14 protein-coding genes and 1 tRNA gene are annotated in these 15,742 nt (G+C 38.6%); 12 read left to right on the forward strand and 3 right to left on the reverse strand.

Going from position 1 to position 15,742, the window contains the following annotated elements; translation table 11 throughout:
* Window positions 1-33 precede the first annotated feature (33 nt).
* The 10 genes from FG28_RS06045 to FG28_RS06090 all read left to right on the forward strand — a co-directional run bounded on the left by FG28_RS06045 (window position 34) and on the right by FG28_RS06090 (window position 12,384).
* Window positions 34-618 carry a restriction endonuclease subunit S gene (locus FG28_RS06045; RefSeq protein ID WP_036380802.1) on the forward strand — a complete coding sequence of 195 codons (585 nt, stop codon included), beginning with the start codon at window positions 34-36 and terminating at the stop codon, window positions 616-618.
* Window positions 615-2,129: a type I restriction-modification system subunit M gene (locus FG28_RS06050; RefSeq protein WP_036380805.1), complete on the forward strand. Its 1,515-nt coding sequence runs from the start codon at window positions 615-617 to the stop codon at window positions 2,127-2,129. The genes FG28_RS06045 and FG28_RS06050 overlap by 4 nt, the downstream gene beginning before the upstream one ends.
* A gap of 8 nt (window positions 2,130-2,137) precedes the next feature.
* A complete protein-coding gene (locus tag FG28_RS20000; RefSeq protein WP_197062555.1) occupies window positions 2,138-3,409 on the forward strand; it encodes a restriction endonuclease subunit S in 1,272 nt (423 codons plus the stop codon).
* Window positions 3,410-3,414: 5 nt separating this feature from the next.
* Window positions 3,415-4,419 (forward strand): CBASS cGAMP-activated phospholipase, encoded by a 1,005-nt coding sequence (locus FG28_RS06060; protein WP_051947194.1) that lies wholly within the window; start codon window positions 3,415-3,417, stop codon window positions 4,417-4,419.
* A 25-nt stretch (window positions 4,420-4,444) separates the two neighbouring features.
* A complete protein-coding gene (locus FG28_RS06065; RefSeq protein WP_036380808.1) occupies window positions 4,445-5,458 on the forward strand; it encodes a cyclic GMP-AMP synthase DncV-like nucleotidyltransferase in 1,014 nt (337 codons plus the stop codon).
* On the forward strand, window positions 5,445-5,915 hold the full coding sequence (locus FG28_RS20580) for a hypothetical protein (RefSeq protein ID WP_156102216.1): 471 nt from the start codon (window positions 5,445-5,447) through the stop codon (window positions 5,913-5,915). The genes FG28_RS06065 and FG28_RS20580 overlap by 14 nt, the downstream gene beginning before the upstream one ends.
* A 1-nt stretch (window position 5,916) precedes the next feature.
* Window positions 5,917-6,612, forward strand: coding sequence for a hypothetical protein (locus FG28_RS06075; RefSeq protein WP_036380811.1), 696 nt, complete (start codon window positions 5,917-5,919; stop codon window positions 6,610-6,612).
* On the forward strand, window positions 6,609-8,288 hold the full coding sequence (locus FG28_RS06080) for an ATP-binding protein (RefSeq protein ID WP_051947196.1): 1,680 nt from the start codon (window positions 6,609-6,611) through the stop codon (window positions 8,286-8,288). The genes FG28_RS06075 and FG28_RS06080 overlap by 4 nt, the downstream gene beginning before the upstream one ends.
* Before the next feature lie 272 nt (window positions 8,289-8,560).
* On the forward strand, window positions 8,561-11,686 hold the full coding sequence (locus FG28_RS06085; protein WP_036380814.1) for a type I restriction endonuclease subunit R: 3,126 nt from the start codon (window positions 8,561-8,563) through the stop codon (window positions 11,684-11,686).
* Entirely contained in the window at window positions 11,686-12,384 is a 699-nt protein-coding gene (locus FG28_RS06090) for a M48 family metallopeptidase (protein WP_036380817.1), read from the forward strand. Before FG28_RS06085 ends, FG28_RS06090 begins: the two co-directional genes overlap by 1 nt.
* 71 nt (window positions 12,385-12,455) lie before the next feature.
* Here the strand turns inward: FG28_RS06090 and FG28_RS06095 are convergent.
* A tRNA-Ile gene (locus FG28_RS06095) sits at window positions 12,456-12,529 on the reverse strand.
* Window positions 12,530-12,590: 61 nt separating this feature from the next.
* Window positions 12,591-12,998 carry a methylmalonyl-CoA epimerase gene (mce, locus tag FG28_RS06100; protein ID WP_036386218.1) on the reverse strand — a complete coding sequence of 136 codons (408 nt, stop codon included), beginning with the start codon at window positions 12,996-12,998 and terminating at the stop codon, window positions 12,591-12,593.
* 101 nt (window positions 12,999-13,099) lie between these two features.
* Between mce and rbfA the strand changes: the two genes are divergently transcribed.
* The gene (rbfA, locus tag FG28_RS06105; protein ID WP_036380820.1) at window positions 13,100-13,495 is read left to right on the forward strand and encodes a 30S ribosome-binding factor RbfA; all 396 of its coding nucleotides are present in this window, start codon (window positions 13,100-13,102) and stop codon (window positions 13,493-13,495) included.
* Between the two features lie 2 nt (window positions 13,496-13,497).
* Window positions 13,498-14,709, forward strand: coding sequence for an ABC transporter permease (locus FG28_RS06110; RefSeq protein WP_036380823.1), 1,212 nt, complete (start codon window positions 13,498-13,500; stop codon window positions 14,707-14,709).
* On the opposite strand, the gene dusB is transcribed toward FG28_RS06110, so the two are convergent.
* Window positions 14,706-15,698, reverse strand: coding sequence for a tRNA dihydrouridine synthase DusB (dusB, locus tag FG28_RS06115; RefSeq protein WP_036386220.1), 993 nt, complete (start codon window positions 15,696-15,698; stop codon window positions 14,706-14,708). The two genes, FG28_RS06110 and dusB, sit on opposite strands and share 4 nt — an antisense overlap.
* Between the last annotated feature and the right edge of the window lie 44 nt (window positions 15,699-15,742).

Genomic DNA, 15,742 nt, shown 5'->3' on the forward strand with positions numbered 1-15,742 from the left:
ATTTGCATCAAAGATATTATGCAATTTTAGGCAATGTTAAAAAAAGTTCCATTAAAAACGATTTCAAAAAGTGTCTCCTCCGGTTTTTCCTTTAGGGAAAAAATCAAGAACGACCCTAATGGTAACATAAGGGTTATTCAACTTAAAGATTTTGAAAACAACTATACCTCCATTGGCGAGGATTGTTATACTGTTGACGGAACCAAGATTAAAAAAAAGTACATTCTTAACTCCGGCGATATATTGTTCATCTCCAAAGGGAGCAACAATTACGCCCTTTCGTTTTACAAAAAGGATGATTTCCCATCCATTGCCTCATCTTCCCTGTTCGTCATACGGGTAGATAAATCGGTGGCCTACCCACCGTATATCGCTTGGTATATCAACCAGAAAAAAATTCAGACTTATTTAAAGACAAATGAAATGGGCACCTACGTGCCCAATATCAATAAATCTACCGTGGAACAGATGCCCATTGAACTTCCTACAATTGAGAAACAAATGTTGATCGCAAAGATTGCCGAGCTTAACAACAAGGAGCAGAATATCTACCATAGAATAACTGAGTTAAAAAATATAGAAACCCAACAACAACTACTTAAATCCATTTCAAAATGAACGATATAAAAAGGCCAACCCAAGAACAAATCAACCAAACGCTTTGGAATGCTTGTGACACATTTAGAGGCGCGTTCGATTCTTCTGAATACAAAAACTACATTCTGGTTTTTATGTTCATCAAATACCTGAGCGACGTTTGGAAAGATACCTACCAAGCTTACAAAGAACAATACGGCGACAATGAAGAGTTAATTCAAAGGAAGTTAAATCGCGAGCGTTTTGTACTACCCGAAAACTGCACCTTCGATTACTTAAACGAACACAAGAACGATAGTGACATTGGGGAGAAGATTGACAAGGTATTGGCTCAGATAGAAGAAAAAAACCTTGAAAAATTAGATGGGGTTTTTCGTAACATCAGTTTCAACTCTGATAAACTAGGGCAAACCAAGGACAGAAATCGAAGGTTAAAGAACTTAATTAATGATTTTGCCAAGCCAGAGCTAGACTTTAGACCCTCATTGTGGGATGATAAACAGGATATTCTTGGCGAAGCCTATATGTACCTCTTGGAACGGTTCGCCTCTGGGGCAGGTAAGAAAGGTGGGGAATTTTTTACTCCAAAAGAGGTTTCCGGCCTTTTGGCGAAATTGATGGCCCCAGAAGAGGGTGCCAGAATTTGCGACCCAACCTGTGGCTCTGCCTCCCTATTAATAAAAGTAGCCGAAGAAGCAACAGATAAAGAGGGTAAACCTACTCACAATTTTGCCCTTTACGGTCAGGAAAGCAATGGAGACACCTGGGCACTTAGTAAAATGAACTGCTTTTTACACGGTATGGATTCCGCACAGATTGAATGGTGTGATACTATTAACAACCCACAGTTAATTGAAGGGGGTTCATTGATGAAGTTTGATGTGGTAGTGGCCAACCCACCTTTTAGCTTGGACAAATGGGGATACGAAAATGCGGAGGCCGATAGATATAAGCGTTTTTTAAGAGGAGTGCCCCCTAAATCTAAAGGCGACTATGCCTTTATCCTGCATATGATCGAAACCACCTTGCCAACGGGAAAAGTAGGAGTGATTGTACCCCATGGGGTGCTATTTAGAGGAAGTGCCGAAGGCAAGATTCGCCAAAAGCTGATCGAGGAAAATTTATTGGAGGCCGTTATTGGCCTGCCACAAAACCTTTTCTACGGTACGGGGATTCCAGCAGCCATTTTGGTATTCAACAAGGCCAAAAAAGACAATCGAGTGCTGTTTATTGATGCCAGTAAGGATTATCAAGACGGCAAAAAACAGAATACCCTTAGGGAACAGGACATTGCCAAAATCGTGGACACTTACAAAAATTTTAAGGTGATTGACAAGTATAGTGAGATAGTTGAACCAAAGGATATAGCGGATAATGACTACAACCTGAACATACCCAGGTATGTGGACACCTTTGAGGACGAAGAACCTGTTGATATTGCCGCGGTACAAGAAGAGATAGATAGCTTGGAAAAGGAGTTGTTGGATGTTAGGGCCGAAATGAACGGCTATCTAAAAGAACTGGGATTATAATGCAAATAATGGCAAAACATAAAAAATCCAAATTAGGGCATATGCCAAAGGGCTGGACAACCCAATCTATAAATGATGTTTTTGACTTCTTGACCACCACCTCGTATTCAAGAAATCAGTTAAATTACGAAGAGGATAACAAAGTCTTTTATATTCATTACGGAGATATACATGCTACTTACAATGAGCCGATTTTAGATTTTAAATCTATAGATGAAATACCAAGACTGAACAATGACATAGTATTGCCAAAAAACATTCAGTATCTAAAGAACGGGGATGTTGTCATTGCTGATGCCTCGGAAGATTACGAAGGTATCGGCACGGCTATTGAATTGGTAAACCTAGAAGACAACAAAGCCATAAGTGGTTTGCACACATTTGCCTTAAGGGACAAAAAAGGCTTGACTGCCATAGGTTTTAGGGCCTATATTTTTAAAAACCCGAACGTAAAAAAACAACTTAAGGTAATTGCCACGGGCAGTAAGGTCTATGGCATTTCGAAAACCAATATTCAAAAGTTCAATATTGTACTCCCACCCCTCCCCGAACAACAAAAAATAGCCAAAATATTGGCCACCTGGGACAAGGCCATTGCCAAACAAGAAGCCCTCATTTCACAAAAACAAAAGCTTAAAAAGGGTTTGATGCAACAGTTGTTGACGGGGAAGAAGCGGTTTAAGGGATTTGATGGGGAGTGGGACAAATTTAAACTTGGAGAATTAACAGAGATATATGACGGAACCCATTCAACGCCTAAATATGTAGCTAGAGGAATACCGTTTTATAGCGTAGAAAATGTTTCCAATGATGATTTTCAAAAAACCAAGTACATATCCGAATCCGTTTTTGAAAAAGAAAATGAGCGAGTTGTGTTGGAAAAAGGAGATATTTTAATGACAAGAATCGGAGATATTGGAACCCCAAAACTATTGAACTGGGATGTTCGAGCTTCATTCTATGTGAGTCTTTCTTTAATTAAGAAAAGCAAAAGGATAAAACCTGAATTCTTAGAACAGTTTATCCAATCTACTTTTTTTCAAAAAGAGTTATTCAAAAGGACAATACATGTAGCATTTCCAAAAAAAATTAATCTAGGGGAAATAGGTCATTGCCATATACATCTACCTTCTCAAGAAGAACAAAATAAAATAGCTTCAGTCCTTTCTTCAGCCGACCAAGAAATAACCTTGCTAAAAGAACATTTAAAAAATCTAGAAAAACAAAAACAGGGTCTAATGCAAAAGTTGTTGACCGGTGAAATACGTGTAAAAGTTTAAGTAATATGGAAGCTGAGAAACCTTTTAAAATATTATCTATTGATGGCGGTGGGATCAAGGGCGTTTTCCCTGCTAAGTTTCTTACATGTTTAGAGGAAGAAATTGGACCGGGTAACATTCACAAACATTTTGACCTTATTTGCGGAACGTCTACTGGGGGAATCATAGCCCTGGCTTTATCCTTGGGTATTCCTGCCAAAGAAGTCCTGAAGCTATACCAAGAAAATGCAAAGAAAATATTTGGCTCAAAAAACTGGAATATTATTAAGAGGCCTTTTTATGATAATAAACCATTAGAGGGTCTTCTAAAAGACATTTTTAAACAGAACCATGACACGGATGACCATCCTAGAATAGCGGATGCCCTAAAACGCACAAGATTGTTAATTCCAACCTACAGCCTTGTAGATGGTAGCACCCAAGTTCTAAAGACTCCTCACACATCGGATTTAATTATAGACAAACACGTTCCAATGTATATGGTCGCAATGGCAACTTCTGCGGCACCAACCTATTTTAACGCCTACTCGAACCAATTCACCCGAATAGATTCAGGCACTATTGAAGACTTTTCCAATAAAGTTGATGGAGGAGTATATGCTAACAACCCAAGTATGTTAGGGATTATTGAGGCAACCACAAGGTTGGAGCAGAAATTGGAAAATATAAAATTGTTATCCCTAGGCACAGGACAATACAAGTACGAGGAAGCAAAGAAAAAGAAGATATGGCCCGTACTTTACTGGCTTGCGAAAAAAAGGATTATAGAAATGTTCATGCAAAGTCAAGCCCAGCTCGTGCATAATTCGGTTGAATTGTTGCATCGGTTTAATGATGATTTCATCTATAAAAGAGTAGATCTAGAATTCAACCATAATTTCAAAGTGGAGATGGACGATACGGACCCAAATAAACTAAATAAACTTGTCGAAAAATCGGCTCGAATTTTTCAATATGAAGGAAAATATGTGCTGGACACATTTTGTGTCAGCAACTTGACTACAACCTAAAAAATAAGAACAAAAAAAAGAAACCATGGCAAACTGTAATAAATTGTTTTTGGATTACAATGAAAATCTAAAAATACCTAGCGAAAAGAAAAAGAGACTTAAAAGTTCAAAGGAAACCCTTAGGGATAGGATTCGGAACCATTTTAAAAAGAATCATCCCGAATACGAACCAGAGTTCTATATTCAAGGGTCCTATAAAATGGGGACCACTATTTTGACAAAGGATGAAGAATGTGATTTGGACGATGGGGTTTATTTTAAACGTGAAGCAGATGTAACAGCAACCACACTGCAAAAATGGGTTAAAGACGCGCTTGATGGAGCCACTAGTACCCCTGTAGAACATAGATCGAAATGTCTCAGGGTTATTTACAAGGCAGATTATCATATAGATTTTCCTGTCTATATTTTCCCTGATGGCGATGAACATCCTTCTTTGACCATAAAAAACGAAGGGTTTGAAGAAAGCGACCCGAAAGATGTTGTGGAATGGTACAAAAAGGAAAAAAAGAAAAATGAACAACTCAAAAGAATCGTAAAACACCTGAAAGGATGGGGAGACCACAAGCGCAACAAAATGCCTAGTGGGTTGGCAATGACCATTCTCGGTGCAGAAAACCTTCAACCCAATGAAAGGGATGATGTGGCATTGAAGGATACTTTAATCAAAATTCAAAAAACGTTAGATGGCAAATTTGAATGCATTGTACCTGCTACCCCTTATGATGACCTTTTCGAGAATTATGATGCAACGAGAAAATCTAATTTCCTGAACAATCTCGATGATTTTATACAAGACGCCAAAAAAGCTGTTGATGACGAACCCAACCAACTAAGGGCAAGCAAACTCTGGAGGAAACACTTAGGCGACAAATTTCCATTGGGTGCCGACGAAGATGTCGATGCAAAAGAAGCTTCTTTAAGGGCTATTTCGGCTGCAGTTTTAAGCGATAACGCATTTTCTGATAGTACCGGAAGAATTTCAACAGATAACACGGGGGTGAAAAACAAACCCCATACCAACTATGGCGGGCAGTAAATATCATCGTAATAGATTCAACGGTAGGGAAATTAATCCCTATACTAGATTCATCCTCTCAAGGGAGAAAAAAACCATTGAAGCTAATTATGAGTTTTTAAAATGCTCAATAAACAAAAACCACCTTAAGTGTAAAGGCATTGTCAAACCCACCGAAATGTCAAGGGAATATGAAATTGAAATACTATATGATGGAATCAACAGTCCCAAGGTTTTAGTGGTTAATCCAGCTATTGAATATAATGATGATATACATATGTTTCCAAAGGACAACAGCCTTTGTTTATACCATTCAGAAACCGATAATTTTTACTGGGATTTCAGAAAGCATCATTTATTCGACACCATCATACCTTGGACCTTAGAATGGTTTGTTTTTTACGAACTTTATTTAATCACTGGAAAATGGGAGCATCCATTCAAACCTCATAAAAGAATTAAAGAAGAAGCCAAATAAAATGCAAGACAATATTGCTATTCTTAAAAATACACAATCGGGGATTGTTGCCGATACGGTTATCACTTTAAATGATACCATTTCACTGGACCTTAAGCAACACCTTATTTTACCAGATAATGAAATTGTTGTTTACACTAAACAAGAACCTTTAAGTGGGATTGAATACTGGGGGCTTTGGATTGCGGCAGTTGCTGCGGTTATTGCAATGTTATCGAGTGTATCTTCAATAAAGAAACTTTTCAAAAAAGACGAAGAGCAGCAACAACGTATCAATCTTCAACAACAACAAATTGAGGGGCAACAAAATCAAATAAACGAATTGATTAAGTTGAACAAATTATTTGAAAAAAGAGTGCGAATGACCGTTAAACCACATTTATGGAGCAATGGAAGCGGTTATAATGGCACGGATCAGACAATCCACATTAAATTGGATAATCGAGGTGAAATCGCTTTCTATAAAGGATTTGAAACTCTTGAAGGAGAGGGTGCTTTTTGGCTTCAAGAGTGGGATCAGGATATTCCAATAAAAAAAGACGGATACATACAATTATCAGGTAATACCGCTGCTCACCCTACAAAAACTTATTTTAGAATTAAAATTCATTATTATGACAGTGAAAGTTTTAATTACGAAACAATCATTGAATGGAATAATGGAAAAGTCAGATTTCTGGAAACAAATGAGCTATGACCATTACAGAATTACAAAAACTAAAGGAATCAGAGAACAGGGTCGAGTTTAAAGAAGCTCGAACCAATTTTCCTTGGAACGGTGGTAGCCATACCGAACAAAAAGATAGGAGAAAATGCTATCTGGGTTATATAGTGGCATTGGCCAATGAAGGTGGCGGACATCTGGTTTTGGGAATGGCAGATAAAGTACCACATACCGTGGTGGGCAGTGATTTTGCTGAGGGGAAAATTGGGGCATTGGAAGATGCCGTTTATGCGCATTTGGGTATTCGTGTACATATTGAAGAGCTATTCGACGAAAATGAAAATCGGGTAGTAGTAACCGAAATTCCATCTAGACCTCTTGGACGAACCTTGAAATTTGAAGGCGTACCCCTAATGAGAACAGGGGATAGTCTACGAAATATGTCAGATGAAGAAGTATTTAAAATTTTATCGGAACAAGAACCGGACTTTTCGGCCCTAATATGCAAAGGGTTATCAATGGGAGACCTGGATGAAGAAGCCATAACTATCTTAAAGGAGAAATACGCCCGTAAACAGAACAACCCTGCATTTGAAAAATTACCTACCGAACAAGTTTTGAATGACCTGAGCCTAGGCACTACCGAAGGACTTACCTATGCATCCTTGATTTTGTTGGGCAAAAACGAGGCTTTAAAAAAATATTTGCCCAACGCACAAGTCAATATAGAGTTTAGGCAATCGCCTAATCAAATCCATTTTGATAAACGGGAAGTGTTTTTGGAACCATTGTTTGTGGCCATCGATAAGATTTGGAATCATCTGAACGCTCGTAACAGGGAAAATAAAATTGATGAAGGCCCTTATAAATTTGACCTTCCCTATTTCAATGAGGAAGTGATACGAGAATCGGTACTCAATGCCATTGCGCACAGGGATTATTCCATTCAAAGTGAGACGGTCATTAAGCAGTTTCCAGACCGTATTACCATATTAAATGCCGGAGGTTTTCCAAAAGGGGTTACCCTTGAAAATCTTATAAAGGTTAGTAGCGTTCCCAGGAGTCGTTTATTGACGGACATACTACAAAAAACAGGTCTGGTTGAACGTTCAGGACAAGGAGTGGACAAAATATATAGGATTACCCTTTCAGAAGGAAAACCTGAACCGGACTACTCTAAAACGGATATGTTTCAAGTAGAGCTGACCATACATGGCGAAGTTGAAGACAAGGCTTTTGCAGCTTTTATAGAAGGAGTACAAAGCGCAAGGGATGAACATAACAAAATGGGCACCTATGAGGTCATAGGATTGTTCCATGTAAAAGAAGGAAAGTCGGAATTGGTCGAAGAGAGTGTCCTACATGGCTTATATGAACACGGTAATGTTACAAAAACAGGGGGTAATGCCAGTGATAGATATGTTCTTTCTGAAGAATATTATTCTCTTAAAAATCAAAGTCCGGAAATAGGAGGGTTTAGAATAATCGATCTGGAAAGGGTTTTGGAAGTGTTCAAACACCAAGACAAGGCAAAGATGGGAGATTTCATTTCAGTTTTTGATAAAGATCTAAATAGGGACCAGGTTAGATATTTAATAGACAAATTAATTGATAAAGTAATTACCAAGGAGGGAGCTGGTAGTGGTACTTATTATAGACTTATACGAGGAATTAAAGATCCAAATGATATTAAAGCTATTCTAGATTAAAGTATAGATCAATTCCCTAAAACAAGAATTGAATTACCTAAAGAAGATCTTAAAATTAATGAAGTAGTTAAAAGTGCTTTTACAGATAATCCATTGAAACAACCTATAAACAAGGTGTTATAGTGATTTTGAATAAAAAATATAAAAAGGATGAATATACTTTTCTATTCCCCAAAAAATATTTCAATTCCCCAAAATGGATTGTTTCAACTGCAACTCTCTATAGGCACTGTACATAGAGGGGTTCAGTACGCACTAAACCATTGGTAAAAATGAACATAAACTATAAAGAATATCAAGATTCACAATTGCCCGCATTGTCCCTATTAAAAAAAATAGGGTGGCAATACATTTCTCCCGATGAAGCTTTTAAAGCTAGAGGAGAAATGTTCTCAAATGTATTATTGGATGATATTTTGGAGGAGAGGCTTCACGCCATTAATAGTTTTGAATATAAAAGGGAGTCCTATAAATTCTCAAGAGGAAGTATTCAGGGAGCAATAAACGCTTTAAAAAATGTTCCTTATGAAGGATTGGTGCAAACCAATGAACGTGTTTACGATTTATTGACCTTGGGAAAAAGTTTTAATGAAACCGTTCAGGGTGACCGCAAGGCTTATACCATAAATTATATTGATTGGAAAAAACCGGGTAACAATGTTTTTCATGTAACAGATGAATTTGAGATTGAAGGATTAAAAGGGAAGCGACGTCCGGACCTGGTGCTATTTGTAAACGGAATCCCTTTTGTAGTCATCGAAAACAAACGGCGGGATAAAAACGAATCATTAGAAGAAGGTATTTCCCAAAATATCCGAAACCAAAAGCCCAAAACAGGCATTCCCAAGCTGTTTTATTATGCGCAACTCTTACTCGCAGTTCAGCCCAATGAGGTGAAATATGCCGTCACGGGAACTCCTGCCAAATTCTGGTCGGTTTGGAAAGAAAACGTTGAAAAGGAAGTATCCAAGTTATTGTCAAAAACGACAAATAGCACGCTTCCGGAAAATAGATTGGCAACAGAACAGGATAAAAGTATTTATGCCCTTTGTAATCCAAACAGGTTACTTGACATCGTCTACAAGTACATCGTTTACGATGGGCCTCACAAAAAGGTTTGTCGGTACCAGCAATATTTTGCCGTTCAGGAAACACTGACCCGTATTAAGCAAAAGGACAAAGAAGGTAATAGAAAAGGGGGAGTTATTTGGCATACCACGGGGAGCGGAAAATCGTTGACAATGGTCATGCTCTCAAAAGCACTGGCCTTGGAACCTTCAATTGAATCGCCAAGGGTTATTGTGGTTACCGATAGAATCAATCTTGACAAACAAATTTTCAAAACCTTCGTCAATTGTGGGAAGAGCGTAAAAAAGGCCAAAAGCGGAAATGATTTGGTTGAGATACTTCAAGATAGAAGTAATGAAATCATAACCACTATAATTGATAAATTCAAAGTAGCCACTAAAAAATCATTTAAGGACACATCGCAAAATATATTCGTTCTGGTTGACGAAAGCCATCGAAGCCAATACGGTCTGGCCCATGCAAACATGAAGAGAATCGTTCCAAATGCGGCCTACATTGGATTCACTGGAACCCCTCTGATGAAATCTGAAAAAAGTACATCCAAAAAATTTGGAGGCTTTATCCATAAGTATACCATAGACCAAGCAGTGAAAGACGGGGCCGTTCTACCTCTTTTATACGAAGGTAGATCCGCAAAATTAACTATAAACAAAGCTCAAATAGACAAAGGCTTTGAACGTCTTTCTGCCCCGTTAAGTGAAGAAGCTCAAAAAGACCTAAAAAGAAAATTTTCTTCCATTTCAAAAATCTATGAAGCCGACCATGTCATAGAGGAAATTGCATACGATATATCAAAGCATTTTGTGCAGAACTGGCAGGGCACAGGTTTTAAGGCCCAATTAGCTGTTCCTAAAATCGATACTGCAATCAAATATCAAAAGTATTTTGAATCGCAGACTGATGCCAGTTTAAACATAAATACAAAGGTAGTTTTTACTCCTAAGGATGACAGAAAGGATAATGAAGATGTTTGGAGCGAGAGTAGTAGCGAGGCCGTTGCCTATTGGAATCAGTTATTGGAAAAATATCGTGACCAAGAAACTTATGAAAATTGGGTCATCGAAAAATTCAATGACGATTCTAAAGAAGTTGAAATAATCATTGTAGTAAGTAAACTATTGACAGGTTTTGATGCTCCGAGGAATACTGTATTGTATCTAGCAAAGCCGTTGAAAGCCCATAATCTGTTACAGGCAATTGCCCGGGTTAATAGATTGTTTAATGGCAAAGAACACGGCCATATTATTGATTATATCGGTGTTCTTGGTAAACTGGATGAAGCCTTAACAGAATATAGTGCATTGGAAGATTTTGATGAAGAAGACCTGACCAATGCGGTTACCGATATTGGAGAGGTCATAGCCAAGGTTCCTGTTACACATGCCAATGTTTGGGATGTTTTTAAAGGCGTTTATAACAAGAATGATATTGAGACCTTAGAACGTCATATATCTGCCAAAGACATAAGGGATGAATTTTATGACAGGGTTTCCATATTTGCCCGTACACTTCAAACAGCCTTAGCCTCTGACGAATTATATATAACATTTTCCGATGCAGAAATTGTATTCTATAAAAGTGAGCTCAAAAAGTTCCAAAGTCTTCGAATTTCAGTTCAATTACGCTATGCAGAGGCAATTTCCTATAAAGAATATGAACCTCGTGTAAAGAAACTTCTTGATAGTTATATTGACGTTGAAAGCGTTGAACTCCTCACCACAGACCTAAACATTTTTGAAAAGGACAAAGTTGAGGAAGCCCTTGAAACATATGGAAAAACCCCCGCTTCTAAGGCTGATTTTATCGCACATCAAATGAAAAAGGTTATCTCTGAAAAAATGGAAGAGGATGAAGCCTTTTATAAAAAATTCTCTGAGTTGATAGAAAAAACAATTTCAGAGTTCCAAGCTGGGCGAATTCAAGAATCGGAATATCTCCAGTCAATACTAAATATAAAAAACAACTTGGTCAATGGTGTGCAAAAAGGAATTCCCACAATTTTACAGTCTGACCCAAAAGCTAGGGCCTTTTACGGGGCAGTAAATGAAGTTTTGTCAAAAAATCATGATACAGAAACCTTAGAAAGACTAAATGATCAACTGGCAAATATGGGGTTGAGTATTTCGAGACTTGTTGAAGGTTCTATCATTAGGGATTGGAAAAGAAATCTGGATGTTCAAAGAAAAATGGAAAACGACATTGAAGATTACCTAATTGAAAATCGAAAAAAATTAGGGCTTGAAATCACCTTTGATGAAATTGATGGTATTCTTCTCAAATGTTTAAAAGTTGCTAAACATAACTATTGATGCATTTGACCAATTATGGTTCAAAAGAGTTATTTTTTGAACTAAAACAATCTAAAAGAAAGACGCTTACAATTGAAGTTCATCCAGATTCTTCAATAGTAGTATTTGCACCAGATAATATTTCGGTAAAAGACATAAAAAAGCATGTTGAAAAAAAAGGTAGGTGGATAGTTAAACAACAGGCTTTTTTTGAGCAGTTTTTACCAAGAACACCCGAACGTAAATATGTTTCAGGAGAAACACATTTTTATTTAGGCAAGGGTTATCTTTTGAAGGTTATTAAAGGAGATAAAAATGATGTGAAACTCAAACATGGAAAACTTCTTGTAACAATAAAAAAAGAAGGTCTAGATCATGTCAGAAAAGTTTTGGCTTATTGGTATTATTTACATGCGGACAAAAAAGTAAAAGAAATTGCAGACAATGTATATTCTCAGTTTAAGGAATACAAATTTGAAAAACCAAAAATTGAACTAAAACGAATGCCCAAGCGATGGGGAAGCTGCAATACCAAAGACAATATCAAAATCAACCCAGAAGTTATTAAGGCCCCTGCAAAATGCGTTGAATATGTACTAATTCATGAGTTTTGCCACATGGTAATTCCAAATCATAAAAAGGAATTCTATAATCTTTTATCAGAGAAAATGCCCAATTGGAAAAAGTGGAAAGACAGACTAGAAAAAAGTTCATCCTAGATTTTGCCCCCTAATATGCCCCCTGTCAAAAAACAAACCCTTCTAAATCAATGACTTAGAAGGGTTTTCCGTGGTCCCACCTGGGCTCGAACCAGGGACCCCCTGATTATGAGTCAGGTGCTCTAACCAGCTGAGCTATAGGACCCGCAATTTTTGCGGATGCAATATTAGTGTTTATTTTGCTTTACCGCAAGGTTTTAACGCTGCTACTCCGCTTTTATTTCCTGACAAAGCTCTACCAACACCCCGTTGGTGTCCTTGGGATGCAAGAAGGCCACCAATTTATTATCTGCCCCTTTTTTAGGGGTTTCGTTCAAAATCGCAAAACCCTCACTCTTCAAACGGCTGATTTCAGCAACAATGTCATCCACAGCAAAAGCAATGTGGTGGATGCCCTCTCCTTTCTTTTCCAAAAACTTGGCAATGGGACTTTCTGGGATCGTGGCTTCCAAAAGCTCCATCTTATTGGGACCCGACTTAAAAAAAGAGGTCTTTACGCCTTCCGATTCCACTTCTTCTGTTTTATAGTGTGGAACACCCAAAAGTTTGGCAAACAAACTGTTCGATGCTTCCAAATTCTTCACAGCAATGCCGATGTGTTCAATCTTGTCCATGATTAGGTTTTTTGGTTGAAAATAGTATTCAATTTCCAAAATTATACGGTGTAAAGGTACCATATCATGAGGTTAGTCAGTATTTCCCTTATTTTTGCAGTATGGAAGAAACACAAAGGCAAAAGAAAATAGCGGGAATCATTCAGAAGGATTTGGCAGATATCCTGCAAAGAGCCGCTACAGATGGTGGGCTTAAAGGAACTTTAATTTCTGTTTCAAAAGTTTCTGTTACCACAGACTTATCCATTGCCAAAGTATACGTGAGCATCTTTCCCAATAAAAATGCCAAAGAATTGTTGGATGGTATCAAAGCCAATCAGGTGGCCATTCGGTATGACTTGGCCCAGCGTACCAAACACCAATTGCGACGAGTTCCGGAACTTAATTTTTACCTGGACGATTCCCTGGAATATATTGACAAGATTGAAAAATCACTCAAAGGCGATGAAAATCCTATTGAGAATCGAGATTTGCTTGATAAACGAAAGAAATCCTGATTTTGAACTTTCCGCTGTATATCGCTAAACGTTATCTGCGCTCAAAGAGCAACCAAAATGCGGTAAACATCATTAATTTTATCACTTTTTTGGTGATTGTCATCGGGTCCGCGGCCTTGTTCATTGTACTTTCCGCTTTCGCTGGACTAAAAACCTTTAGTCTCTCTTTTTCAAATACCTTCGATCCCGACTTAAAGGCTTTACCTGCCACAGGAAAGTACTTTTCCATCAACACTGATGAAGAAAAAGAGCTAGAAACCGTTCCAGGCCTTGCCAATTATTCCAAAGAACTGGAAGAACGGGCCTATCTCACCTTCAAGGAAAAAAGCTGCATCGCCTATATTAAGGGGATAGATGGAAATTATAGATCGGTAACTGGTGTGGACAGCACCCTCTATTTTGGCAATTGGGGCGAGATGGAATATAATGGCGTCATGGGCATTGGCATTTATAACCAGCTTGGAGTTCCCATTGACAATTACCGAAACCCCATGACTGTTTTAGTGCCCAAACCCGGTAAGGGATCACTGGCCCCACAGGGGCTTAATGCTTCCAAGCCCTACAACCAACTCTCTTTGGTGTTGAGTGGGGTGTATGCGGTTGAGGAAAATCTGGATAAAAAATATGTGTTTGCCCAACTCCCTTTGGTTCAGGAATTGTTGGAACGGGACAGCACTGAAATTTCAGGCATTAATTTTAAATTGAATGGTGAAGCCGCTATTGATGAGGTAAAAAATTCCATCAAAACCATTTTAGGCGATAAGGTTTTTGTGCTGACCCGCCAAGAACAGAACAGTACCCTGCACCGCATGCTGAAAACCGAGAATTTGGCCACGTATCTCATTTTTACCTTAGTGTTGATCATCGCACTTTTTAATGTCGTGGGGGCCATCATCATGATGATTTTGGACAAGCAACAAAACTCAAAAACACTGTTCAGTTTGGGAACAACCCTCAAGGAATTGCGCAGGATTTACTTTATCCAAGGGCTTTTGGTCACTTCTTTGGGCGGATTTATTGGAGTTTTGATCGGTTCTTTGTTGATTGCTTCACAATTGTTCTTTGGCTGGTTGAAGATTACTCCTTCCTTGGCCTATCCCGTAGAATTTAATGTTATGAATGTACTGTTGGTTTTGGCCACCATTGTGGTATTGGGCTTTGTCTCGTCCAAAATTGCGAGCAGCCGAATTACCAAAAAGTTGATTATGGATTAAGCAAACTGGTAATCCCCAAACTTTTCCAACACCTCATCAAAAGCAGCGAAAACATCTGGAGCGTCGTCGCTGGTGACCATTTTCATACGGTATTCCTTAAAGTGGGGAATCCCCTTAAAGTAGTTGGTGTAATGTCTTCGGGTTTCAAAAACCCCTAATTTTTCGCCCTTCCAATCAATGGCCATCTGTAAATGGCGCCTTGCAGCTTCCACACGCTCTTCCATGGTGGGAGGGTTTAAGTGTTGCCCGGTTTTAAAATAGTGCTTTACTTCCTTAAAAAACCAGGGGTTTCCAATGCTGGCACGCCCAATCATGGCACCGTCCAAGCCATATTCATCCCGCATTTTTACTGCAGCTTCCGGTGTATCCACATCGCCATTGCCAAAAACGGGGATATGCATTCTGGGGTTGTTCTTTACTTCCGCAATGGGTCCCCAATCGGCTTCGCCCTTGTACATCTGTACCCGTGTGCGTCCATGTATTGATATAGCCTCAATCCCCACATCCTGCAATCGCTCTGCGACCTCTACAATCTTTATGGAATTGGAATCCCAGCCCAATCGCGTTTTTACGGTAACGGGCAATTTGGTTCGCTTTACCATTTCCTCCGTTAGTTTTACCATCAAAGGAATATCGCGAAGAATCCCTGCCCCTGCATTTTTACACACCACTTTTTTTACGGGACAGCCAAAATTAATATCGATGATATCCGGATTGGATTTTTCAACGATGTCCACTGCCTGCAACATGGAATCCAACTCCGCACCAAAAATCTGGATGCCCACCGGGCGCTCCTTTTCATAAATGTCCAGTTTGATAACACTTTTAGCGGCATCCCTGATCAATCCTTCGGAAGAAATGAACTCCGTATATACCACATCTGCCCCCTGCTCCTTGCACAAAGCGCGAAAAGGAGGGTCACTCACATCTTCCATTGGCGCTAGCAACAATGGAAAATCAGGAAGTTCTATGTTTCTAATTTTTGGCAATTCTTTTATTTTTTTGGATTGCAAAAGTACAAAATACCCGATAA

The organism is Muricauda sp. MAR_2010_75 (assembly GCF_000745185.1).
Lineage (GTDB): Bacteria > Bacteroidota > Bacteroidia > Flavobacteriales > Flavobacteriaceae > Flagellimonas.